Annotated in this window: 28 protein-coding genes; 14 read left to right on the top strand and 14 right to left on the bottom strand. The window is 42.9% G+C overall.

All coding sequences use genetic code 11. From position 1 onward, the window contains the following. Window positions 1-13: 13 nt before the first annotated feature. The 9 genes from ACWB1W_RS08525 to erpA all read left to right on the top strand — a co-directional run bounded on the left by ACWB1W_RS08525 (window position 14) and on the right by erpA (window position 5,572). Window positions 14-448: an ATP synthase F0 subunit B gene (locus tag ACWB1W_RS08525; protein ID WP_479370942.1), complete on the top strand. Its 435-nt coding sequence runs from the start codon at window positions 14-16 to the stop codon at window positions 446-448. After that, complete coding sequence (locus tag ACWB1W_RS08520) at window positions 448-1,002, top strand: ATP synthase F0 subunit B (RefSeq protein ID WP_479370941.1); 555 nt, start codon at window positions 448-450, stop codon at window positions 1,000-1,002. The genes ACWB1W_RS08525 and ACWB1W_RS08520 overlap by 1 nt, the downstream gene beginning before the upstream one ends. Continuing rightward, complete coding sequence (gene atpH, locus ACWB1W_RS08515) at window positions 995-1,540, top strand: ATP synthase F1 subunit delta (RefSeq protein WP_479370940.1); 546 nt, start codon at window positions 995-997, stop codon at window positions 1,538-1,540. Before ACWB1W_RS08520 ends, atpH begins: the two co-directional genes overlap by 8 nt. Continuing rightward, a complete protein-coding gene (ndk, locus tag ACWB1W_RS08510) occupies window positions 1,541-1,969 on the top strand; it encodes a nucleoside-diphosphate kinase (protein ID WP_479370939.1) in 429 nt (142 codons plus the stop codon). Next, window positions 1,966-3,099 carry a pyridoxal-phosphate-dependent aminotransferase family protein gene (locus ACWB1W_RS08505; protein ID WP_479370938.1) on the top strand — a complete coding sequence of 378 codons (1,134 nt, stop codon included), beginning with the start codon at window positions 1,966-1,968 and terminating at the stop codon, window positions 3,097-3,099. Before ndk ends, ACWB1W_RS08505 begins: the two co-directional genes overlap by 4 nt. 92 nt (window positions 3,100-3,191) lie before the next feature. After that, entirely contained in the window at window positions 3,192-3,848 is a 657-nt protein-coding gene (locus ACWB1W_RS08500; RefSeq protein ID WP_479370957.1) for a ChaN family lipoprotein, read from the top strand. Beyond that, window positions 3,849-4,193 carry a 6-pyruvoyl trahydropterin synthase family protein gene (locus tag ACWB1W_RS08495; protein WP_479370937.1) on the top strand — a complete coding sequence of 115 codons (345 nt, stop codon included), beginning with the start codon at window positions 3,849-3,851 and terminating at the stop codon, window positions 4,191-4,193. It abuts the gene before it with no gap. Then, entirely contained in the window at window positions 4,190-5,170 is a 981-nt protein-coding gene (gene pdxA / locus ACWB1W_RS08490; RefSeq protein ID WP_479370936.1) for a 4-hydroxythreonine-4-phosphate dehydrogenase PdxA, read from the top strand. The genes ACWB1W_RS08495 and pdxA overlap by 4 nt, the downstream gene beginning before the upstream one ends. A gap of 51 nt (window positions 5,171-5,221) precedes the next feature. Further along, window positions 5,222-5,572: an iron-sulfur cluster insertion protein ErpA gene (gene erpA / locus ACWB1W_RS08485; protein ID WP_461831819.1), complete on the top strand. Its 351-nt coding sequence runs from the start codon at window positions 5,222-5,224 to the stop codon at window positions 5,570-5,572. Window positions 5,573-5,591: 19 nt separating this feature from the next. Here erpA and ACWB1W_RS08480 read toward each other — a convergent pair whose 3' ends face one another. Genes ACWB1W_RS08480 through trpD form a run of 6 tightly spaced genes read right to left on the bottom strand, consistent with a single transcriptional unit; the run spans window position 5,592 to window position 12,316 of the window. Continuing rightward, on the bottom strand, window positions 5,592-6,518 hold the full coding sequence (locus tag ACWB1W_RS08480; RefSeq protein ID WP_479370935.1) for an MJ1477/TM1410 family putative glycoside hydrolase: 927 nt from the start codon (window positions 6,516-6,518) through the stop codon (window positions 5,592-5,594). Further along, window positions 6,509-7,756 carry a UDP-N-acetylmuramoyl-L-alanine--D-glutamate ligase gene (gene murD / locus ACWB1W_RS08475; protein ID WP_479370934.1) on the bottom strand — a complete coding sequence of 416 codons (1,248 nt, stop codon included), beginning with the start codon at window positions 7,754-7,756 and terminating at the stop codon, window positions 6,509-6,511. The genes ACWB1W_RS08480 and murD overlap by 10 nt, the downstream gene beginning before the upstream one ends. Next, complete coding sequence (locus tag ACWB1W_RS08470; protein ID WP_479370933.1) at window positions 7,753-8,910, bottom strand: cation diffusion facilitator family transporter; 1,158 nt, start codon at window positions 8,908-8,910, stop codon at window positions 7,753-7,755. The genes murD and ACWB1W_RS08470 overlap by 4 nt, the downstream gene beginning before the upstream one ends. Beyond that, entirely contained in the window at window positions 8,907-10,082 is a 1,176-nt protein-coding gene (locus ACWB1W_RS08465; protein ID WP_479370932.1) for a class I SAM-dependent rRNA methyltransferase, read from the bottom strand. Before ACWB1W_RS08465 ends, ACWB1W_RS08470 begins: the two co-directional genes overlap by 4 nt. Window positions 10,083-10,097: 15 nt before the next feature. After that, window positions 10,098-11,297: a hypothetical protein gene (locus tag ACWB1W_RS08460; RefSeq protein WP_479370931.1), complete on the bottom strand. Its 1,200-nt coding sequence runs from the start codon at window positions 11,295-11,297 to the stop codon at window positions 10,098-10,100. Continuing rightward, window positions 11,294-12,316, bottom strand: coding sequence for an anthranilate phosphoribosyltransferase (trpD, locus tag ACWB1W_RS08455; protein ID WP_479370930.1), 1,023 nt, complete (start codon window positions 12,314-12,316; stop codon window positions 11,294-11,296). The genes ACWB1W_RS08460 and trpD overlap by 4 nt, the downstream gene beginning before the upstream one ends. A gap of 31 nt (window positions 12,317-12,347) precedes the next feature. Here trpD and ACWB1W_RS08450 point away from each other — a divergent pair, with 31 nt between their 5' ends. From ACWB1W_RS08450 to ACWB1W_RS08440, 3 genes are read left to right on the top strand one after another with little or no spacing between them, the layout of a single operon-like run. After that, window positions 12,348-13,910: an MlaD family protein gene (locus ACWB1W_RS08450; protein ID WP_479370929.1), complete on the top strand. Its 1,563-nt coding sequence runs from the start codon at window positions 12,348-12,350 to the stop codon at window positions 13,908-13,910. 31 nt (window positions 13,911-13,941) lie between these two features. After that, window positions 13,942-15,024 (top strand): aminopeptidase, encoded by a 1,083-nt coding sequence (locus ACWB1W_RS08445; protein ID WP_479370928.1) that lies wholly within the window; start codon window positions 13,942-13,944, stop codon window positions 15,022-15,024. Continuing rightward, window positions 14,979-15,701: a Crp/Fnr family transcriptional regulator gene (locus ACWB1W_RS08440; RefSeq protein WP_479370927.1), complete on the top strand. Its 723-nt coding sequence runs from the start codon at window positions 14,979-14,981 to the stop codon at window positions 15,699-15,701. Before ACWB1W_RS08445 ends, ACWB1W_RS08440 begins: the two co-directional genes overlap by 46 nt. Here the strand turns inward: ACWB1W_RS08440 and ACWB1W_RS08435 are convergent. Beyond that, window positions 15,698-16,870 (bottom strand): type III PLP-dependent enzyme, encoded by a 1,173-nt coding sequence (locus ACWB1W_RS08435; protein ID WP_479370926.1) that lies wholly within the window; start codon window positions 16,868-16,870, stop codon window positions 15,698-15,700. The two genes, ACWB1W_RS08440 and ACWB1W_RS08435, sit on opposite strands and share 4 nt — an antisense overlap. 79 nt (window positions 16,871-16,949) lie before the next feature. Here ACWB1W_RS08435 and ACWB1W_RS08430 point away from each other — a divergent pair, with 79 nt between their 5' ends. Beyond that, a complete protein-coding gene (locus ACWB1W_RS08430) occupies window positions 16,950-17,447 on the top strand; it encodes an ADP-ribose-binding protein (RefSeq protein ID WP_479370925.1) in 498 nt (165 codons plus the stop codon). After that, window positions 17,420-17,920, top strand: a complete 501-nt coding sequence (locus tag ACWB1W_RS08425; RefSeq protein ID WP_479370924.1) for an efflux RND transporter periplasmic adaptor subunit — start codon at window positions 17,420-17,422, stop codon at window positions 17,918-17,920. Before ACWB1W_RS08430 ends, ACWB1W_RS08425 begins: the two co-directional genes overlap by 28 nt. On the opposite strand, the gene dapB is transcribed toward ACWB1W_RS08425, so the two are convergent. The 7 genes from dapB to carA all read right to left on the bottom strand — a co-directional run. After that, the gene (gene dapB, locus ACWB1W_RS08420) at window positions 17,909-18,703 is read right to left on the bottom strand and encodes a 4-hydroxy-tetrahydrodipicolinate reductase (RefSeq protein WP_479370923.1); all 795 of its coding nucleotides are present in this window, start codon (window positions 18,701-18,703) and stop codon (window positions 17,909-17,911) included. The two genes, ACWB1W_RS08425 and dapB, sit on opposite strands and share 12 nt — an antisense overlap. Further along, window positions 18,703-18,960, bottom strand: coding sequence for a hypothetical protein (locus ACWB1W_RS08415; protein ID WP_479370922.1), 258 nt, complete (start codon window positions 18,958-18,960; stop codon window positions 18,703-18,705). The genes dapB and ACWB1W_RS08415 overlap by 1 nt, the downstream gene beginning before the upstream one ends. A 26-nt stretch (window positions 18,961-18,986) precedes the next feature. Then, window positions 18,987-19,640 carry a fructose-6-phosphate aldolase gene (fsa, locus tag ACWB1W_RS08410; protein ID WP_479370921.1) on the bottom strand — a complete coding sequence of 218 codons (654 nt, stop codon included), beginning with the start codon at window positions 19,638-19,640 and terminating at the stop codon, window positions 18,987-18,989. Between the two features lie 14 nt (window positions 19,641-19,654). Beyond that, on the bottom strand, window positions 19,655-20,905 hold the full coding sequence (lysA, locus tag ACWB1W_RS08405; RefSeq protein WP_479370920.1) for a diaminopimelate decarboxylase: 1,251 nt from the start codon (window positions 20,903-20,905) through the stop codon (window positions 19,655-19,657). A 12-nt stretch (window positions 20,906-20,917) separates the two neighbouring features. Further along, window positions 20,918-21,445, bottom strand: a complete 528-nt coding sequence (locus ACWB1W_RS08400) for a DUF4416 family protein (protein ID WP_479370919.1) — start codon at window positions 21,443-21,445, stop codon at window positions 20,918-20,920. A 59-nt stretch (window positions 21,446-21,504) separates the two neighbouring features. Then, a complete protein-coding gene (locus ACWB1W_RS08395; RefSeq protein ID WP_479370918.1) occupies window positions 21,505-22,314 on the bottom strand; it encodes an aspartate carbamoyltransferase catalytic subunit in 810 nt (269 codons plus the stop codon). Further along, window positions 22,311-23,366 (bottom strand): glutamine-hydrolyzing carbamoyl-phosphate synthase small subunit (carA, locus tag ACWB1W_RS08390; protein WP_479370917.1); only part of this gene is annotated, 1,056 nt, incomplete at its 5' end. The genes carA and ACWB1W_RS08395, both read right to left, overlap by 4 nt.

Below are 23,366 nucleotides of genomic sequence, written 5' to 3'. Positions count from 1 at the left end.
GCGGAGGGCAAGAATGGACATAGGTGTAATACCGAACGCAACCATATTCGTTCAACTCTTTATATTCGTTATATTCATGCTTATACTCAGCAACATTTACGTAAGGCCTTATACCGACATCATTGAGTCAAGGGAAAACTTAATAAAGAAGAACCTCTCCGAAGCAGAAAGGTTGAGGAATGAGGCAAAATCCTACCTCGGAGAGGCTGCACGCATACTTGAAGAAGCGAAAAAGGAAGCGGACTCTATAATTGAGAACTCCCGTAAGGAGGCGGAGCAGGAAGCCCGTTTAATAATTGAGAAGGTAGAAAAGGAAACAGAAGAGGAGATTAAGAGAGCTGTTGAGGAGATAAGAAAAAATCTTGAACAAGAAAAGAAGAAACTTGAGAAGTCCGTTGTTGATATAGCAAAGACGATAGTTAAGAAAATTCTCAGAGAGGCGGCGTGATGGGTAGGTTGTTCTTTTTAACGGCTTTAATAACCGCTTACTCTTTCGGAGCGGAAGCTCACGATATGCACTCTCCCGGTGCACTCATCTGGAAAGGGCTAAATATACTCGCATTCCTCGGGATAGTTTACTACTACGGCAGAAAACCCATAAGTGAAGCCTTTGAGAAGTTCTACAACTCCATAGTTAGCAGTCTCGTGAACGCGGAAAGAGAGCTCATAAGTGCAAAGGAGGAACTCATAAAGGCAAAAGAGGAACTTGAGAAAGCTAAGAAGAAAGCGCAAGAGTATAAAGCCCTTGCTCAGGAAACAGCCCAAACCGAGAAAGCCAGGATAATAGAGCACGCAAAAGAGGTTTCCGAAAGAATTAGGGAAAAAGCCAAGGAAACCATAGAGATAGAACTGAACAGGGCCAAAGAAGAACTTGCTCTTTACGGTATTCAGAAGGCGGAAGAAGTTGCAAGAGAAATGCTCTCAAAAGAGTTCAAAAAGACGGAAGTTCAGAAGAAGTATATAGAAGCTCAGCTCAAACTCCTGGAGGAGAAGAATGCTTAAGAGAAAAGAGCTCGCAAGGAAAGCTGTAAGGCTTATAGTAAAAAAGATTCCGAAGGAAAAGAAAACTATACTAAACGTTGACGCTTTTCTGGGTGCCCTTGCGAGTGCATACAGGAAGGACAGAACCCTTAGAAACTTCTTCCTCTCACCCCAGATAGATAAAAAGCCCAAGATGAAAGCCCTTGAGGAACTCTCAAAGAAATACAACGTCCCGAAGGAAGTTCTTGAAGTTCTTGAGTATCTTATTGATATAAACGCCATGGCTCTAATTCCGGAGATAAAAAGGCTTTACGAAATTGAACTTGAGAAGTTAATGAGAATGTTAAAAGGTGAGCTCATACTCCCCAGAAAGCTTGATAAGAAAACCCTTGAAAAGGTAAGGAAGGCAATAAACAAGCTTCTGAACAGAGAGATAGAGATAGAGGTAAAGGAGGACCCTTCCATAATAGGGGGGTTTATTTTCAAGACACAGGCTTACGTTCTTGACACTTCCGTAAAGACGCAGCTTGAGAAACTCGCAAGAATCGGAGGTGTTTAAATGGCTGTTGAGAGAACTCTGATAATAGTAAAACCCGACGCTATGGAAAAGGGAGCGGTTGGAAAGATACTTGACAGGTTTATACAGGAAGGCTTTAAGATTCGGGCTTTAAAGATGTTTAAGTTTACACCGGAAAAAGCGGGAGAGTTTTACTACGTTCACAGGGAAAGACCCTTTTTCCGGGAACTGGTCGAGTTTATGTCTTCCGGTCCCGTAGTCGCTGCGGTTCTTGAGGGTGAAGACGCTATAAAAAGGGTAAGGGAGATTATAGGACCCACGGACAGCGAGGAGGCAAGGAAAGTAGCTCCGAACTCTATAAGGGCTCAGTTCGGAACCGACAAAGGAAAGAACGCGATACACGCTTCTGACTCTCCCGAAAGTGCAAAATATGAGATAAGCTTCATATTCTCCGGCCTTGAGATAGTATGAAGTTTTACAACTTTAAAGGAGAAAGGGTTTTTACACCGGGACCCGTTGAGATTCCCGAAAGGATAAGGGAAGTTTTAGGAAGGCAGATTATACACCACAGAACTAAGGAGTTTACCGAGGCTTTTCTTGAAACAAGGGAGCTTTTCAAGAAACTCCTGAACAATAACTCGGATAACTTCGTATTTTTCGCTTCTTCGGGAACGGGTTCTATGGAGGCCGCTGTTCAGAACTTCTTTAATCCCGGTGATAAAGTAGTGGCGGTAGTCGGGGGGAAGTTCGGAGAAAGATGGGCTGAGCTCGGAAAGAAATGGGGACTTGAGGTAATAGAGCTTAAGGTTGAGTGGGGAAAGAGCGTAGACCCTCAGAGGGTTAAAGATATAGTGAAAAAAGAAAACGTAAAGGGAGTTCTCGTTCAGATGTCCGAAAGCTCAACGGGAGCTTACCACGACATTAAAGCTCTCGGAGAGATAACAAAGGAAAGGGATACACTCCTCGTAGTTGACGCTATAACCGCTCTCGGTGTTTACAACTTTAACCCCGAAGAGTGGGGAATGGACGTAGTTGTCGGAGGTTCCCAGAAGGCCTTTATGTTACCCCCCGGTCTTTCTATGCTCTGGTTCTCGGAAAAAGCAAAAGAAAAACTGAACGAGAGAGCTTACTACTTCTCGGTAAAGAGCGAGCTAAAGAAACAAATTGAAGGACAGACGGCATTCACTCCTGCAATAAGTCTCATTCTTGGGCTCAGGGAGTCCTTAAAAATTCTGAACGATGTAGGAATGGAAAATGTTGAGAAAAAATACGAGAAAATGGCCATTGGAACGAGGGAAGCGTTAAAAACACTCGGATGCAGAATTTTCCCCGAAAACCCGGTAATATCCCTTACCGCCGTTCTTCCTCCTGATGGTGTAGACGCAGACCGCTTAAGGAAAGCCCTTCTTGAGATGGGTGTAAGGGTGGCGGGAGGTCAAGGAAAGCTGAAGGGAAAAATCTTTCGTATATCCCATATGGGTATGGACTTTCTTGATATGGTGCACGTCCTTTCTGCTGTTGAGCTTGCCCTTAAAGAACTGGGCTTTAACGTTAATCTCGGTAAGGGGGTAGGAACTTACTTAGAGGTTATATCTTCCTGATTCTTTCTGCGCTCCTTTTTTCATCCGATTGGAAGTTCTTCAACGAGATAAATTTTGAAAAACTTCTGAAGGAACTTCTCAAGCACAGGGTCATATATGTAGGTGAAGTTCACACCGACAAGGAAATTCACAAAATTCAGTTAAAAGTTATAGAGGAAATCTACAAGAGGGATAAGAAACTGATAATAGCGATGGAGATGTTCCAACAGCCCTTCCAGAAATACCTGGACGCATACGTGGAAGGAGATATAAGCGAACAGGAAATGCTAAAGAAAACTGAGTATAAAAAAAGGTGGGGATTTGATGAAAAGCTATACAGGGATATATGGAGATTTGCCAATAAATACGGAATAAAGTTGATAGCCCTTAACATACCCTCAGAACTTCTTAAGGAGGTAAGAAAAAGGGGCCTTGAAAACGTAAGGAGTGTTTACCTTCCTCCAAAAATCGTTTACCCCCCGGAGGAGTATAAAAACTTCCTCCTTGATAGTATGAGGCGACACTCAAAAAAAGCTAACAAAAAGAGATTTATAGACATACAAACCGCCTGGGACAACGGAATGGCTTACAAAATTCTTAAACTTCTTTTCCTTTATCCTGACCACAGGATTGTCGTTATAGTGGGAAAGGGACATCTGTATAAAGGTTTCGGCATTCCTTACGTTCTTAAAAAGCTTTCGGGAGTTAAACAGGCTGTTATGTATCCTGTTGAGGAGGAAAGGTTTTTCCTTTTGCTTAAAATAAACTAAATGCCTTGGATTGTTAGGGTAAAGAGAAAGTTCAACGCGGCCCATTATCTTACGGACTACCACGGAAAGCCCGAACCCCTTCACGGTCATACCTGGACCGTTGAGGTATTCCTAAAGGTGGAAAGCCTTGACAAAGGAGGAATGGGAATAGACTTTGTTGAGATAGACAATTACCTTAAGGAAATTCTTCCCGATTACAAACTTCTGAACGAGGTTTTTGAGTTTTCCCCGAGTGCGGAGAACGTAGCTAAATGGCTATACGATAAAGTAAAAGAGAGGTATCCCTCCGTTGTCAAGGTAGTTGTATGGGAAACGGAAAACTGCGGTGCTGAGTATTACGAATGATGAGGATAGGTATAACCCTGGGGGACCCGGCAGGCGTAGGGCCCGAGCTTATAGTGAAGCTGTCAAGGCATTTTAAAAGGAAATTTGCCTATATAATCTACGGCGAGGAAAGAACCATAACGGAAGCCCAGAAGCTCACGGGTATAAAGTTTCCATACGAAAAAGTTGAAGACGTAAAAGAAATAGACAGAAGCGGTGTTTACCTCGTTGATTTAAACCTCTTAAAATTTCCCGTTCCCGAGCCATCGGTTACTTCGGGAAGGGTTGCGGTTGCATACCTCGCAAGGGCAACCGCGGATGCGGTAAACGGGAGTATAAAGGGAATTTTAACTATGCCTATAAATAAGTTCTGGGCAAAAAAGGCGGGATTTAACTTTCCGGGACAGACTGAGTATTTAGCCTATGCAAGCAACACAAAGGAGTTTGCAATGATGATGTACTCCGAGGAGATAAAGGTCGTTCTTTTGACCACTCATATGCCCCTCAAGGAGGTTCACAGATTCGTAAAGAAGGAAAGGATAAAGGAGAAGGCTTATCTCATAAACAGAGAGTATAAAAAGCTTTTTAAAAGAAAGCCCTTTATAAAAGTTCTCGGTTTAAATCCCCACGCGGGGGAAGGAGGGGAGCTCGGTAGAGAAGAGATTGAGGAGATAAAACCCGCTGTTGAGGAACTAAAGGAGGAGGGCCTGAGTGTTGAGGGACCTATCGTTCCCGATACAGCCTTTATAAATAGGGGAAAGGACAACGTGTTTCTTGTGATGTATCACGACCAGGGACTTATACCTTTTAAGCTTCTTGCTTTTCACGAGGGTGTTAACCTGACACTCGGACTTCCCTTTATTAGAACTTCTCCGGACCACGGAACCGCTTACGATATAGCGTGGAAGAATAGGGCGGATGAAAGAGCTTCCCTTGAAGCTTTAAGACTGATAGAAAAAGTTCTCTCTTATGAAGAAGGTCATAATAACCTCGGATAAAATAGTTATCTTAATACTCAGATTAAGACTAATTTGGAGGAGGTAAGAGCTATGCAAGAGCAAGCACAACAGTTTGTTTTTAAGGTTACGGACAAGGCTGTAGAAGAAATTAAGAAGGTTGCAAAGGAAAATAACATTGAAAACCCTATTCTTAGAATTAGGGTCGTTCCCGGAGGATGTTCTGGATTCCAATATGCTATGGGATTTGACGATACAATAGAAGAAGGGGACCATGTCTTCGAATACGATGGTGTTAAGGTTGTAATAGACCCCTTCTCAATGCCTTACGTAAACAACGCAGAACTTGACTACGTGGTTGATTTCATGGGCGGCGGATTCACGATAAGAAACCCCAACGCTACAGGAACCTGCGGATGCGGAAGCTCCTTCTCCTGCGGCTAAGCCGTTTTTCTTTCTTCCTTTAATCTCCCTGTATTCCGTCAATAACGTTCACTTCATCAAGTTCTCTATCGTATACGGCTATGTATGGAATGAAACCGTAGGCTTTAGCTTTTTTTAAGTATGTATCTATTCTCTTTTTATTTTCGCCTGTATATCCAGTGCCATCGTCTATATATTCAACGCTTAAAACAAGTTTTCCCCTGTTAACAATTCTTCTCAAATACGGTATTCTTTCTTTTTCTATATACTCCTTCTCTTCTTTACTCCACTCTGTTAATCCGTTAAAGAAAACGTCCTCACATCCCCAACCGGAAACTTTACTCTCAAGACTTCCGTCGTCATACCTTAGAATTCTTTCTCCGTTTTGAGGGATAACGATAAAATCTTTCACTTTGCTTCTTGCATAACTTATTATCTCAAGGAGAAACTGTATCATTCTAAGTGCGGCTTCCTTTTCACTGATTAAATTCTTTTTCTTGCTCCAATACTCAAATTCGTCTATCTTATCAAGGTAAATCCCCGAAAAACCCTGTTGGATTACTTTATCAACATACCTGAACACTATATTTTTCCACTCTTTATACCAGTATTTAACTGCATAATTTCCTTTCCATTCGGGATTCTCCTCACCCAGCCATTCGGGAGGATGTTCTTTCCACTCATTTTTCCAATAAAATCTGTAATCTTCTGCCTCTCCTATGCTTATGTATGCCAAGGGTATTATTCCGTTTTTCTTTATAAGGTTAATTTCTTCCTTCTTTAACTCTCCTTCAGGTGTCCCGTATCTTGAGTAATCTAAGACCGCTATCTTAAAGCCTGAGTTTGCTACTTCATAGGGATTTATATTTTGAAGTTGATAGAGCCAGCCTTCCTTAACTTCTTCTACTTTCTGTGTATTCCCGCCGCACGAGACTAAAAGAAAAATAAATAAAACTATCAGTCCCATTGTTTTATTTTAAGCAGTATCTCCTTAAACTTTTCTCCCCTTTCTTCGTAATTTCTGAACATATCAAAAGAGGAACAAGCGGGTGAGAAAAGGATGATATCCCCGGGTCGGGAAAATGAAAAGGCTTTTTTTACTGCATCTTCAAGGCTTTCCGAAAGTATAACATCGGTATACTCCTTCCAGGCTTCTTTTATTCTATGTTGCGTTTCTCCTATTGCTATAACAAACTTCGTTTTTTTCTTCACAGCTTCGGAAACCTCGGTGAAGTCCGCCCCCTTATCTTTACCACCGACTATGAGAATAACCGAGTTGTCCGGAAAGGTTAATAGAGCCGCTTTTAGGGAGTGCGGAGTTGTTGACTTGGAGTCATTGTAAACCTGAACACCCTTTACGTTTCCCACATACTCAAGCCTGTGGGGAAGTCCCTCAAAGGTGTATAAAACTTCTTCAAACTCCTTTGGTTCTAATCCCATTCTTATGGCTATGAGTGAAGCTGTGGCAGCGTTGTATACATTATGAATTCCTCTTATCTTCAGTAAAGAGGGATTAAATAGCTTAACATCCCCGAAATAAACGGCTTCTTTTTCAAGTTTTAAGGAAGAGTAAAAAAGCTTTTTCGCTTTTGAAGGAGTTTCCCTGATTTCCTTTACAAAATCGTTTAAAATTAAGATATCCTCTTCTCTTTGGTTTTTAAAAATGTTGTATTTGCTGAAAAGGTAGTCTTCTGCGTTTTTGTGCCAATCAAGATGGTCAACGGAAAAGCTTATAAAGGCTCCTATATGAGGCCTGAAAGTTTTAAGTGTTTTTCCCTGAAAGGATGAAACCTCAAGAACTGCAATTCCGTTTTCACTTTTAAGGAGTATCTCCGAGAAGGGCTTCCCGATGTTCCCGCCCTCGTAAACTTTTTCAAAGTATTTTTTGAGTATTAGGTATGTTAACCTCGTAGTAGTTGATTTCCCGTCGGTTCCCGTTATGGCTACTACCTTGCCTTTGAAAAATCTGTATGCAAGTTCAAGCTCTCCTATCACTTCCTTTTCCCTTCTGAGAGCTTCTTTCCAGAGGGGATGAATGGGGGGAATACCGGGTGAAAGAACAACTGTGTCAACCTCGTTTAAGACTTCCCTCCAGAGGTTCGGGTTTTCTTTGTCGTCTCCTGCAAAAACTTTATAATTCTTCTTCCTTAGTAGTTCTACACATGCCTTCCCGCTTCTTCCGAGGCCCCAGACAAGGTAGCTCATTTTACACTTTCTTTTATCCGGGAAACTTCGGATAAGGCTTCATAGGGGTTTTCCTTCTCGGTTTCCCACACAAAAACCTTATTCCTGTGGAGAATCCATTTTGCTTTATTGCTTCTCGGATGGTAACCGCTTATTACGAGGTCAACACCCCTTCTCGTTAGTTCCTTAGCTATACACTCCTCACTCATACCTTTTGTCTCTATTACCTCGGGTTCTCCCTCCTTTTCTCTGAAGAGTATTATCTTCTCGGTTTGCTCAAAAGAAGGAGCTACCTTTCCGTTGGTGGTTAAAATGGCTACTGTTGTTCCTTTTTTCTCACAACAGGGCTCGTAATGTATGAAAACCATATCAACGTTAGAAATTCCCTTCGTTATCTTCCTCTCTATTTCGTCCGCTATCATGTGGCTTTTGTAAAAGTCGTCAGTATTTATTGTTATCACCGCATCTATGAAGAGTCTTCCTCCTGCACTCCTCACGAGGAGTCTTTTTATTTCACTAACCTCGGGAAATGAAAGTATTATCTGTTTAATCTTCTCTACTGTTTCCTTGTCCGCGGATATGTCAAGTATCTCACCTACCTGCTCCTTAAGGAGACCTAAGGCTGTATACACGATAATAATGGATATGGCTACGGCGATATACCTTTCTATATTTATACCGAGGTAATAGGAAACAAGACTGGTGAGAACCAAAAGGGAGGAAAAGGCATCCGTTAAAGTGTGATATGAGTCCGCAACGAGTGTAGGGGAGTTAAGCTCCCTTCCTGCCCTCCTTTCAAAGTAGGAAAGAGTTATTGACGCAGCCATAGATATAACCGTAACTCCTATACCGAAGGGTAGGTTTTCTTTGTTTATGCTTATATCCCCTTTCAGGGCTCTGTGGACTATCTCCCAGGCGGTAAATAGGAGGAAAAAAGATATGACTATCGCACCTATGTTCTCAAGTTTGTAAAGTCCATAAGGGAACCTTTCGTTTTTTACTTCAGAAAACTTTATGGAGAGGAAAGCTATGAGTGATGCCGTGGCATCCGAGAGGGAATGTATGGCATCACCTATTAGGGAGAGAGAGCCCGTTAGGAGTCCACCGATGAGCTTTATAAGGGACTGGAATATGTTAAGTCCGAGAGATACAAGAGCCCAGTGTTCCTTTCTCATATCACCTCAACCCAAACTCCTTTTAAGTATAACGTGTTAGGCATCTGGAGTATCCAGGGGTGGTCAAGGTCCTGGAAGGTTTTGGCTATAACCCTTACCTGTCTTCTTACATCATAGGAAGCTTGAAGGAGAACATCAAGCAGGTGTTGCTCCGTTATGTGGAAGGAACATGAAAATACGGCGAGGTATCCTCCGCTCTTCGCAAGCTTTAGACCTCTTACGCACAGTTCTTTATAACCCCTTAGAGCGTTAGGGACAGCAGCCTTGTTCTTTGCAAAGGAAGGGGGGTCTATTATTATTACGTCAAACTTTTCCCCCTTTTTACTCATTTCTCTCAGGAAATCAAAGGCGTTAGCCTTTACCCATTTTATACCTGTAAGGCCGTTAAGTTCCGCATTTTTCTGGGCTTCCTTGAGTGCGAGCTCGGATATATCAACACCTATAACCTCGCTTGCTCCCGCTCTTTTCATGTTCAATGCAAATCCTCCCGTGTGACAAAACACGTCAAGGCACCTATCCCCGGGCTCTACGAGGTTTCTCACAAACTTTCTCGCGTTTCTCTGGTCAAGGAAAAAACCCGTTTTCTGACCCTGTGGTATGTTTATGTAATATTTTAGGTCGTGCTCCCAGATTATGACCTCCTCGGGGACCTCTCCGTATATTGTTTTTTCCTCAACCTCAAGCCCCTCAACCCTCTTCGCTATTTCGTTCACCTTCTCGTATATTCCCTTCGGTTTTAGGAGTTCAACGAGGGTTTCTATAATCGTTTCTCTGAACTGGTTCATACCGTAGGTTGTGAACTCAACCGCAAGGTAATTTCCGTAAACGTCAACTATTAATCCCGGAAGTAGGTCTCCTTCCGAGTGGACAAGTCTGTAGGCGTTACTGTTTATATAAAGTCTCTTTCTGTATTCGTAAGCCTCTTTAATTCTTTTTCTGATAAGTTCACCGCTTATAGGTTCTTCTTTGTTAAAGGACAGTATTCTTATAGCTATATTTACTTCGGGGTTTATATAACCGTATCCGAGGAACTTACCGCTAACATCCCTTACAACTACGAGCTCTCCCTTTTTAGGTTTCCTTGAGAAGGAAGCTATTTCCCCCTTGTAAACCCAAGGGAAGAATCCTCTAATCCTGTCCTCTACACCGGGCTTTACTCTCACTTGAAGCATAGGAAATATATTAGTTTAAGCCCTTTGCCTTATCTTTGCTATAAACCTCGCCTTATCCTTATCCTCTTCGGAATCAAGGACTCCAAGAAGTTTCCAGCCTTTTCCGTTTCTGGTAAGGTATGCCCTTCCCCCCGAGAACTTAAGTTTATACACGCTTCCGTCCATTGATAGAGTTTCAAGCTTAACACCGCTCCCGAGTTTACCGAGCTCCTTTAGTAATATCCTTTTTCTTTCGGGGTCAAGACTGATGAACTCTCTTACCGCCTCATCCGTGAGAGAAACGTTGGGAAATAGCAGGTTTAGGAACTCCTTGTAAATTTCCTCCTTCTTCTTTACTTCCTTCTCAAGGTTTTCCTTCTCAAACTCAAGCTTTTCAAGGGCTTTCAATGCTTCTTGAAGCTTCTTCTCCCTTTCTCTCAGTTCCTGCCTCAGCGCTCTGTTTTCTTTGTCGTAAACCTCAAGTAGACTTTGGAGCTCAAGGACTTCTTTTACGAGCTTCTTTCTTTCCTTTCTCAGCTCTCTTACTTCTTTAGTTCCTCTTTTCTTCTCTTCTTCTTGTCCAAGAAGCTCAAGAAGCTGGAAGAGTTTCCTGTTAGCGTCAAGTAGCTTAAGCTCTTTTTCCCTTTGTTTTTCGAGTTCTTTCTCAAGGTGTTCAAGTTTCTCCTTTAAACTCTTGACTTCCTCTTCTTTTCTCTCTATCTCCTTTAGACTCTGTTTTAGTCTCTTGGCTTCTTCCAGCGCCTTCTCTTTCTGTTCAAGCTGGAACTTGAGGATTGAGATTTCCTTCTTGAATTCGTTTATCTTTTCTTCTACCTCACTTCTTTTTCTTTCATTTTCCTCAAGCTCCGTAAGTAGCTTCTTCCTCTCTTCCTCTATTTTTCTCTTCTCCCTTTCGTAGGGACTTTCAAAGAGTGTAACGAGCATTAATGTAAATATCACGGGAACAGTATTGGCAATGAAAACGTTAGCGTCCCTTTCAAGTATACTTAGAAGAACTATCTGGAAGAAGAAGAGATAACCCAGAACGGTTACGAGTCTTCTTCTCTCTCCGAAGAACCAACCTACGTAAAGGGTTATGTTAAAGGAAAGGACGATTATTCTGTGAACAGGATTTTCGGGAAATAGGGGAACCGCAGAAAGGCCGTTTACCGTAAAAGCGTAAAGTATGTAGTTGTAGGATACGATAAGAAAAAGAAGAAGGAGGGCGTTTCTCATAATTTATTGCTTTGTTCTACGAACTTTTTCATAACCTCAAGAGCTTTACCGCTGTCAATAGACTCCTTAGCAATCTCGTAAGCTTCCCTGATATCCTTCGTTTTTTCGGAAGCGAGAATACCGAAAACCGCATTTACAAGAACCATATCCCTAGGCGCACCCTCTTCACCTTCCAACACTGAAACTGCAACCTTAACACTTTCCTCGGGGGAACTCACCTTAATCTCCTCCGGACTCCTCCTTTTCAACCCAAGTTCTTCGGGAGAAAAGGTAAATGTTCTTACTCCTTCTTTTGATACTTCTGCAACAAGTGTTTCCGAAGAGACACTTACCTCGTCAATCCCGTCTTTTCCGTGAACCACATAGGCTTTTGTGCTTCCGAGAGAACGGAGTGCTTCCGCTATCTTAGGAACGTATTCTTCCGAAAAAACTCCTACAACTTGTCTCTTTACACCCGCAGGGTTCGTTAAGGGACCAACGAGGTTAAATATAGACCGGACACCTACCTCCCTTCTTGGACCTATTACCTCTTTCATCGCGGGGTGGTATAGGGGAGCAAACATAAAACCGAAGCCCACGTCTTCTATTAGCTGAGCGACTTTTTCGGGAGGGAGATTTATCTTCGCCCCGAGGGCTTCAAGAAAGTCGGCACTTCCGCTTTTTGAAGAAACGGAACGGTTCCCGTGCTTTGCCACTTTAATTCCTGCACCTGCAAGAACAAAACCTACAACTGTAGAGACGTTAAAGGTTCCGCTCTTGTCTCCTCCCGTCCCGGCAGTATCAACAGCCTCGTCCGGATTCTTTATAGGAACTCTCACAACCTTTTCCCTGAACAGCCTCACAGCTCCCGATATCTCCTCAGGCGTTTCCCCTTTCATCCTAGTCCCCATAACGAGAGCACCTATCTGTGCAGGTGTTGCCCTCTTCTCAACTATTTCTTTCATAAGCTCGTACATTTCTTCAGAGGATAGGTTTTCAAACTCTCCGATCTTTCTTAGATATTCCCTTACCCTGTCCATTTATAAAAGAATTTAATTATTCTATTACTAAATGAAGACTGAGATTAAGCTCGGTATTTTTGTTGTCGGTGTTGCGTTAGCGTTTGCTTTCCTTATACTTACCTTCGGTGAGATACCTGTATTCAAAGAAGAAACCAAAGAATACGTTGTTTACTTTCCGGATGTTGCAGGACTATCAAAGGGAGCCGAGGTAAGGGTTGCAGGGGTAAGAGCAGGAAAGGTAAAAGAGATACTCCTTGAGGGTGGAAAGGTAAAAGTTGTCTTTGAAGTTAGAAAGGATATAAAGCTTTATAAAGACGCTTCCGCATCAATAGGGACGTTAGGTCTTATGGGTGATAAGTATCTCTCTTTAAAACCGGGAAGTCCTCGGACGGGTGAGCTGAAGGAAGGGGAAAATATAAAAAGGGTTGAGGTTGTAGGCGATACGGACAAGCTTATAGCTGAGCTTACAAAAACTGCTGAGGAGTTTAGGAAGGTTGCGAAAAACCTTAACCTAATACTTGCGGAAAATAGAAGAAACTTGAGAGAAACTATCCAGACCCTAAACAGCCTTGTGGCCCAATTGGACCAACTTACAAGGCAAAATAGAGAGAACATAAACCTAACACTTAGGAACTTACAGGAACTTACAGACCAGCTTAATAGAGATATTCCCGTGCTTGTAGCGAGCTTAGATAAGCTTTCGAGAGACGCGGACCGCATACTCATGGAGAACAGGAGAGATATAAGGGCTATAGCGTATAACCTATCGGTTACTCTTGAAAAGATTAAGGATGATATTCCCGTATTGGTGGAAAACCTAAAGGAACTTTCGGTAGCACTTAACTCCTTGGTAAAGACGAACAAGGTGAATATACACAGAACTCTCGTTTCTCTTAGAAAGACCTCCGAAAACCTGAGCTCAGCTTCAAGGAGACTTGACAGTATACTTGCCGGGCTTGAAGAGGGAAAGGGAACACTCGGTAAGCTCCTGAAAGACGAGGAACTCTATGAAAACATAAGTAAGGGGGTTAAAGCCCTCGGTAAGGCGGGTGAGGTTGTGGAAAAAACACACCTTTACATAGGTCTCAGAGGTGAGCTTTACAGGGAAGGGGACTCAAAAGGAGTGTTAACGCTCAAGCTGGTTCCTGACAAAAAGAAGTATTACCTTCTTGAGATTGTAGGGGACTCAAGGGGAAGGGTTTACAGGGAAGAATTTGTAAACGACGGGGAGGTAGTAAAAAAGGAGTTTAAGCCCGAGTTTACCGTTCAGTATGCGAGAAACTTCAGACTTTTTGGGAAAACTTTAACGCTCAGGGGTGGGCTGAAAGAAAGCACAGGTGGGATAGGTGTTGATTACTACATAAAGAGGAGGAATTACTTATTTGCCGATATATGGGACTTCGGAAGAAAAGACAGACCCCAGGATAAGGACCTAAAACCAAACCTTCAGATTGGTGTTCACTGGTATCTCGGAAAACATTTCTACGTGAGGTTCGGGGGAGATGACCTCTTAAACGATAGGCTCAGGGGATTTTTCGGAGGTGCAGGATTTATGTTTGTGGACGACGACCTGAAGTATATACTCGGAGGGGCTAATGTTTCCTTACCTTAAGCTGATTTAGATTATTATTTTTATATTAGAAATGTTTGATAAGCAGATAGAGAACCTTCTTAGGGTTAATCTCGGGTTGAGAGAAGGAGAAAAACTTCTTGTATTTTCCGACGACTACAGGAAAGAGCTTGTGGAACTCACCGAGGATATAGAGAGAGTCGCGAGAGAAATAACGGATAAGGTAAAGAGGGTTATATTCCCATCAACGAAAAGGCACGGAGCCGAACCCCCTAAAGTTCTCTGGGAAGAGACTTTCGGGAAAAAAGCTATTGAGATATTGGAAGGGGAAGGTCTTCTGGAAAAGGTTTTAAGTAAAGAACCTTACGATATAAACAAAGTTGTTAAGGTTTTAAAGGATTACGGAGAAGGCGTTCCGGAAGTTGTTGTAGCACTTTCCCACTTTTCCACCACTCACACAACATACAGAAAGATACTTACCGAACATTTCGGAACGAGATACGCATCAATGCCCCTTTTTGAGCCTGAGATGTTTCTCGGACCTATGGATGTTGACTGGGATTACGTGAGCAAGTTAAGCATGGACCTTTCAGAGGTTTTGACCGAAGGTGAATACGTTGAGATAAAAAGTCCCTATGGTGTTAACCTTGAGTTTTCCATAGAAGGAAGGAAGGGTATTCCCGATACGGGTATTTTAACAGAAAGGGGAGCTTACGGAAATCTCCCCGCGGGAGAGGCCTTTATAGCACCGATTGAAGAAAGTGCATACGGGAAGCTCGTAATCCTTTACGCACCTACAAGAAAGTTGAAACAGCCCATAACCTTAACTTTCAAGGATGGTGCGGTTGAGTCAATAGAGGGGTTTGAGGATTACAGGTATGAACTTGAGAAGGTTTTTGACGAAGAACCAAACGCACGTTTTATAGCTGAGTTCGGTATAGGGACAAATCCCAAAGCAAGGAGGCCGGACAACCTCCTCGAGGCTGAAAAGATTATGGGAACGGTTCACGTAGCTATAGGTGATAATCATACCTTTGGGGGTAAGAATAAGGTTCCCTTTCACACCGATTACGTTGTTTTTGAACCTACTGTCGTTGTAGGAGGAAGAGGATGGCGCAAGGAACTTTTAGCGAAGGGAAAGCTCCAGAGGATATAAAGATAGATTTTATAAGGAAGGTTTCCCTATTTGAGGACATCTCACCGAAGGAGCTTCAAGAAGTAGCCAAATACATACAGGTAAGGAGTTATGGAAAGAACGAGTATATCTTCTTTGAAGAGGAAGCGGAACCCGGTATATACATATTGGTTAAGGGACTCGTAAAGCTTATAAAGGAGACTACCGACGGAAGGAATATTATCGTAAGATTGGTCTTCCCGGGAGAAGTTTTCGGGTGGATTGAGTGGGGAAAAAGTGTTCCCAAGTTTAAGTATACAGCCATGTCCGTTTTACCTTCAACACTCCTTTACATATCAAATAAAGATTTCATAAATTTGGCTATAAAGTATCCCGCAATAGGTATAAAGCTCACATGTGAGGCTACTCACAACCTCCTTCACACCTACGAGGTGCTGAAGAGTATAGCTTCGGGTAAGGTTGAGGAGAGGATAGCAAGGCTATTGCTTGAGCTTGCGGAAAAGGCGGGAGAGAAAAAGGACGGAAAGATTATAATAAGGCTTCCTCTAACCCGCCAGGATATAGCGGAGATGACGGGAACAACCGTTGAAACGACTATAAGGGTTATGAGTAAATGGAAAAAGCAAGGGATAATAAACACCGAAAGGGGATACATAGAAATACTTGACAGGGATGCTCTTGAGAGCCTTGTTGTTTAAAAAGGAACAACCTCCGGTTTGGGAAAGCCGTTAAACTCGGAGGCGTAAACGGTTGTGTATGCTCCCGCGGAGAGGATGTAAAGGTAATCCCCAACTTCAGGCTCCGGAAGGTAAACATTTTTAGCCACAACGTCCATACTGTCACAAGAAACACCGCCTATTACCCACTCTTTCAGCTCCCCCTCTTTTTCAACATAAAAAGGATACCTTATTCCTCCGAGGGCTTCGGCAAGGCCGTTGAAAACTCCCGTATTGATGTAAAGCCATTTCTCCCTTCCCCTGTTTGCCTTCCCTATAACCCTCGTTATCATAACTCCCTGGTCTCCCACTATTCCCCTTCCCGGTTCAAGCTGGAGTTCGTAAGGCTGAACAGGAAAGTATTTCCTCATAAGACCCTTTACGTAATAGGCTATGTCCTCAACACTGAGAGACTCGTAGTTATACCTAACGGGTATACCTCCTCCCATATTAAGCATTTGGAGCTTCAGTCCTTTCTTTCTCGCCATTTCCCAGAGGCTTGCGGAAAGCTTAACGGCTATAAACCAGTTTCTTAGATTGTTACACTGGGAGCCAACGTGAAAGGTTACACCGTAAGGAACGAGGCCCGAGTTATTCGCATACTCTAATATTTCAAGAGCTGTGTTTACATCAACTCCGAACTTCCTTGAAAGAGGCCAATCACTTCCTTCGTTGGGAACAGCTATCCTTACGTAAACCTTTGAACGGGGAGCTATACGCTTTATCTTATCAACCTCTGTAAAGCTATCAACCGCAAAGGTTCTCACTCCGACGGAGTAGGCAAAGTCTATAAACTCCGGAGGTTTTACGGGATTGCTTGATATTATTTTCTCAACTTTTCCTCCTAATTTGAGAACTTTTTCAAGCTCATTTGTTGATGCAACTTCAAAACCTGCTCCAACCTGGGTAAGGGCACGGATTACACTCTCATCGTCGTTTGCTTTAACCGCGTAGTAAACGTTAAACTCCGAAAAGTTATACTTAATCTTAAGATACTTGTTTTTTACCCCTTCTATATCCATTAAAAGAACGGGAGTTTTTTCGGGTTTAAGGAGTTTTTTTATCCTATCACCTCTTTTTTCTACAAATTCCTCAAAATACTTTTTTGCCTGGAGAAACTGAATTTCACCGTAGTTTATAGTTCCCGTCATTCTGAAAAATATAGTGCCTGTTAAAGCCTAAGATGTAAAGAGTGAATTAAAAGGGGTAAGAATTTAAGATAAATGTATTATGGACATAAGGGTTTTAAAGGGAAGCATTCTGGAGGTTGATGCTGACGTTATAGTAAATCCCGCAAACAGTAAAGGTATTATGGGTGGAGGTGTGGCAGGTGTTATAAGGAGGGAAGGAGGGGAGGAGATAGAGAAGGAAGCTATGGAAAAAGCACCTATTCCTGTGGGTTCCGCTGTTCTCACCACAGCAGGGAGGCTTAAGTTTAAAGGAGTTATACACGCTCCGACAATGGAAGAGCCCGCCATGCCTTCGTCAGAAGAGAAGGTAAGGAAGGCAACCAGGGCAGCCCTTGAACTTGCTGATAAGGAAGGTTTTAAAGTTGTTGCCTTACCGGGTATGGGAACGGGTGTAGGAGGAGTCCCGAAAGATGTAGCTGCCAAAGCTATGGTCGATGAGATAAGAAACTTCAAGGCCAAGAATCTTGAGAAAGTTATACTCGTTGATATAGACGAAGATATGGTAAGAGCATGGGAAGAGTTGTTAGATTTACGCTAATTTTATTAATCCTTCCCCTTTTATCCTTTTCTGGAGAAATTGTTCTTCATACAATTGTTAAGGGAAGAGTTGAAAAGGTTTTTGTAAGGGAAGGGGAGAGGGTAAAAAAGGGTGAAGTTCTTCTGAGGATTTCCCCGGAACTTTACGAGGCAAGAATAAAGGAGCTTGAAGCAAAGCTTAAGGGGCTTGAAGTTGATAGATGGAAAAAAGAGAGGGATTACAAGAGGTATAAGGAGATGTTTGAGAGAGATCTACTCGCAGAAAGTGTACTTGAGGACAAGGAAGCGGAGTTGAAAGTAGTTGAGTATAAGATTCAGGAGATAAAGGCACAGATAGAAAGGTTGAAGATTTTGAAGAAATACACGGAAATAAGAAGTCCTATAAACGGAAAGGTGAAAAGAGTACTTGTAAAGGAAGGTGTATACGTAAACGGGGAGTTAGTTCCCCAAAAAGTAATCGTTTTACAACCCTAAAACGTCAAACATAGTGTAAAATCCGGGTTCTTTTCCCTTTATCCACTTTGCAGCTTCTATGGCTCCCTTCGCAAATGTGTCCCTGGAAGAAGCCCTGTGAGTGAGCTCAAGTCTCTCACCGAACCCCAAGAAAAATACAGTATGGTCCCCTACAACATCTCCGCCCCTCAGGGCCATAACACCTATCTCTTCCTCGCTTCTCGGTGCTTGTCCTTCCCTTCCATAAACTATTTTCTTCTTTCCGAGGGTTTCGGAAAGTATCTGAGCAAGCTTTACCGCTGTTCCGCTCGGTGCATCTTTCTTAAACCTGTGGTGTATTTCCATAACTTCTGTATCAAAATTCTTGTCTTTTAAAACTTTCGCCGCAATCTCAACGAGCTTGAAAAGGAGGTTTACCCCTAAACTCATATTTGGTGAGAGAAGAACAGGTGCTTCCTTTGATAGTTCTTTTATCTCTTTTATCTCATCTTCGGTAAAACCGGTAGTTCCTATAACTATAGCTTTTTTCTCAAGGGCTGTAAGCTTTGCGTGTCCAACCGCAGCGGTCGGATTTCCCGAAAACTCAATAACAACGTCCCCGTAAGGGAGTAACTCCTCAAGCCTGCTCGTTAAGGGTTTTCCCTTTAGTTCTTTCTTTCCGAGTGCTTCTCCAAGGTCAAGGGAAGGAATGCAGTCCGGGTGCTCAACCCCACCTACAACCTCAACGTCTTTATCCTGAAGCGATAACTCTATAATCCTCCTTCCCATTCTCCCGAGAGCACCGCAGACTATAACCTTTACCATTAACCCCCTTCCTCCTCTCCGAATATAAGGTTTTCAAGCTCGTTAACCGCTTCCGAAGCTTGTTCGGGAGGAACTACGGAGGGATAGATGGCGACCCTTACACCTTCCTTGAAGAGAAAGCGAGCTATAAGGTCCTGAAGCTTTTCAAGCTCCTCCGGTGTTAGGTCCGTCCTTATACTTTCTTCTACGGTCGGCTTATCGGTGACGAAGAAACCGACGAGGGCAAAGGGAACCGCAACGTATTTTTTCTCTTCCATAATGTCCTCCTGTTTATATGGTAGCACTAAAAGGGTTTTTCGGGAACTTTTTCCCAGTCCTTGAGGAATCTCTCAAGTCCTATGTCCGTAAGAGGATGTTTAAAGAGCTGTTCCATTACCTTAAAGGGCATAGTGCATATGTCCGCACCTATCATAGCGGCTTCAAGAACGTGCATAGGATGCCTTACACTTGCAACTATTATTTCTGTATCAAACTCGTAGTTTGAGAATATGGTTTTAACTTCTTCTATGAGTTTCATTCCATCGCCGCTTATGTCGTCTATCCTACCTACAAAGGGTGAAACGTATGAAGCTCCGGCTTTCGCAGCGAGAAGTGCCTGTGTAGGTGAGAATACGAGGGTTACGTTTGTCGGTATTCCTTCGCTCTCAAGTGCCTGGACAGCCTTTAAACCTTCGGGTGTAAGTGGTATCTTTACCACAACGTTTTCCCCAAGTTCTGCAAGCATCTTTCCTTCTCTTATCATTCCCTCCGCATCCAAGGAAACGGTCTCAAGACTTACGGGACCCTCAACGAGTTCAAGAATTTCCTTAACAACCTCCTTGAATGGTCTTCCCGTTTTTGAGATAAGGGTCGGGTTTGTAGTAACACCGTCAAGAATTCCCCACTCCATAGCCTTCTTTATCTCTTCAACGTTTGCGGTGTCTAAGAAAAACTTCATCCTTCCTACCTCCTTTAGCTAATTATTATGTAGTCGTAGTCTTCCCTTCTCCTGATGAGGCTCACTTTACCCCTATCAACGAGAACCTCTGCCGCTCTCGGTCTTACGTTGTAGTGGGAAGACATAGCGAATCCGTAAGCCCCCGCGGAGAAAACAACGAGGTAATCTCCCCTTTCGGACCTCTGTATTTTCCTATCAAGGGCTAAAAAGTCTCCCGTCTCGCATATAGGACCCACGATATCCGCCTTTACGCTTCCTGTATCTTTAAGAACCGCGGGGACGATGTGGTGATAAGCGTTGTAAATTGCGGGTCTTATGAGGTCATTCATCCCCGCATCAACTATTATAAAGTGTTTGTTCCCTTTATCCTTAGTGAACTGAACCTGTGTTATAAGAAATCCACCGTTTCCCGTTATTGACCTTCCGGGCTCAAGGACGAACCTTGCCTTTACACCCGAGAGGTAAGGTTCTATAAGTTCCCTCAATTCCTTAGGGGTGGGCTCTTTGTCCTCGGGTTTATACTTTATACCAAGTCCACCGCCTATGTCCAGATACCTTATGTTAAAACCTTTGTCGGTTAGCTCGGTGTAGAGGCTTACGACTTTTTCAACTGCTTCCTTGTAAGGGGATATATCAAGTATCTGGGAACCTATGTGAGCGTGTATACCTACCACTTCTATGTGTTCAAACTTCAAAGCGTATTCGTAAACTTCAGGTGCTTCCTTTATGTCTATCCCGAACTTACTTTTTTGCATTCCGGTGGCTATGTATGGGTGGGTTTTTGGGTCAACGTCGGGGTTTACCCTTACCGATATTCTTATCTTCTTTCCTAGCTTCTTGGCAAGTTCGTTTAAAACCTCTATCTCCTGCTTGCTTTCAACGTTGAACATAAGTATATCCGCTTTTATCGCTTCAGTTAATTCCTTTTCTGTCTTTCCGACTCCTGCGTAAACTATCTTATCGGGTGATATTCCCGCTTTCAGGGCTACGTAAAGCTCCCCCCCTGAGACTATGTCCACTCCCGCTCCGAGTTTTCCGAGAAGCTCCACTATATGTGGGTTAAAGTTCGCCTTTATAGCATAACATATTAGGGCATCCGGAAATGCTTCCCTGTATGCGTTAAAACGGTCCCTTATGTAGCTTGCACTGTAAACGTAAAGAGGGGTTCCGAACTCTTCCGCAATGTCCCTAAAGGATACGCCTTCTATGTAAAGCTCTCCGTTTTTATACTCAAGGTAAGGGTTATACTCCTTTATCAGCTCCATAAAAAAGAGATTTTACAAAATGTTTGTTTGCTTTCGTTCTTTTAGAAACTTTTTCTTGACCTTCTTAAAAAATTCCCTAACAGGAGTGTATCTGTAATCGGGATATGTCCAGTACAGGGGTCTGAACTCACCGTAAACGAAGAGGAGCTCTATCTCCGCATAAATTCCGTCTTTCAGGTAAACCCGTGCTCCCCTTCTTTTGTGTGAAGCGAGAATTAACTGGCTCTCGTCAAGGTATCCGGGGTCCAGATTAACAGTTCTTTTACCGTCTAAGGAGAGTTTCTTTTCGAGCTCCATAGATTTCTTTTTCACCTCGGGGAGTTCCCCCTTATCCCTTAGACCTTCTACCGAGAGGTAAACCTTTATAAGGGGCTTTCCCATCTCCTTTGAGTAGTATCTCTCAAGGAAAGGAAAGTGAAACTCTTCGGAGAGTAAATCAACCTTTCCGAAAAGGTTTTCTATTTCCCGGAGAGCTATTTTGTAGTTCTCTCTGTGGTTCCCGTTAAAGAGAACCGCAAAAACGTATTTTGCTAAGTCCATAGGAATTTGTATATGGCTTTCCTCACGGGTATACCGTTCTCAACCTGTTTATGTATAAGTTACTTTTCCGTATAAAGAAGTTCGTTTGATATATCAACGTTTCTGTTCACCGGTCCCGGGTGCATGTAGAGCTTAACTTTCTCATACCTCTCGGGTGTGAGTCCGAACCTTCTGAAATAGGAACTCTCGGAAGGGATGAAGTTCTCCTTTTGTCTCTCTTTTTGTAGTCTTAGCCATATTACCACATCTGCCCACTCTATACCTTCATCAACCGAGTAAAAAACCTTCTCAACACCTAAAGCTGTAACGTCCCTCGGGATAAGGGTTAAGGGTCCACACACGCTTACCTTTGCACCGAACATTTTAAAAAGGGGTGTTCCCGAACGAAAAACCCTGCTGTGTTTTATATCTCCCACATAAAGGATTTTCAGTCCCCTAATATCCCCGAAGTGTTCTATTAACGTAAAGAGGTCTATAAGCCCCTGAGAGGGGTGTTGGTGGGTTCCGTCCCCCGCATTTATTAACCTGAGGTTTAAGCTGTTCACAATCTCCGTATAAGGAAACAGAACAAAAGGCACACGAAAAACAACGTAGTCAAACCCGAGTCCTTCAAAAGTTTTCAGTGTGTCGTAGAAGCTCTCACCCTTCACAGTAGAGCTTTCCGCCGAACTCACGAGATAAGTTTCCATTCCCAACTCCCTTGCGGATTTCTCAAAGGATAAACGAGTTCTCGTTGAAGGTTCCGCAAAGAATAAAACAACGGAAGCCTTTATTTTTCCTTCCCTTTTCTCTTTGAACTCCCTTGAAAGTTTGAGTATTTCTTCAACTTCCTCCCTTGTTAGGTCAAGAACGCTTATCAAACTCCTCATTTCCTAGCCATCTTAACAAACTCTTTAAATAGGTAATAAGAGTCGTGGGGACCGGGTGAGTTTTCGGGGTGATACTGAACCGCAAATATGGGAAGGTGTTTATGCTTTATACCTTCAACCGTGTTATCAAGGAGGTTTATATGAGTTATTTCAACGTCTTCGGGAAGACTTTCGGGGTCTATGGCGAAGTTGTGGTTCTGTGCAGTAATTTCTATCTTTCCTGTTCTCAAATCCTTCACCGGGTGGTTTCCTCCGTGGTGTCCGAACTTGAGCTTGTAGGTCTTTCCACCGAGTGCAAGCCCTATAATCTGACACCCGAGACATATACCCATTATGGGCTTCTTTTCCATATACTCCCTCACAAGCCTTATTCCCTCAACAACCCTTTCAGGGTCTCCCGGACCGTTTGAGAGAAATATTGCATCGGGATTTAACCTCTCTATTGTTTCCTTTGTATTGTAAGGGGGAATTACCACTACCTTTGCACCTTCGGTGTAAAGCCTTCTCAGTATGTTAAACTTCACACCGAAGTCAACAACAGCTATAAGGGGCTTTTCGTTGTTTGTCTTTAAAAAACCTTTTAGGAGGTCAAAATCTCCTTGTTCCCAGTAATAAATCTCCTTTGTAGCTACTTCTTCAACAAGGTTAAGCTCGGATATATCGGGAACTTTTTTTGCCCTCTCAACAAGTTTTTTAGGGTCCTTTTCAGTAGTTGATATAACTCCTCTCATGCTTCCCTTTTCCCTTATCTTTTTTACAAGTGCTCTTGTGTCTATACCGTATATTCCTACAACGCCGTTCTCTTTAAGGTATTCGTCAAGAGTCTTTTTAGCCCTCCAGTTTGAGTATTTAAAAAAGGCCTCCTTTACAACGAAACCGTTGACTTGAACCCTTTTACTTTCAAGGTCTTCGTAGTTCACACCGTAGTTCCCTATTTGTGTATAGGTCATTACGACAATCTGTCCCTTGTAGGAAGGGTCGGTAAGTATTTCCTGATACCCCGTCATAGACGTGTTAAAAATTAACTCCCCTTCCGTTTCCCCTTCCGCCCC

The organism is Aquifex sp., from assembly GCF_056494385.1.
The sequence above is the reverse complement of the archived record's forward strand: the minus strand, read 5'-3'. Positions and strand labels throughout refer to the sequence as shown.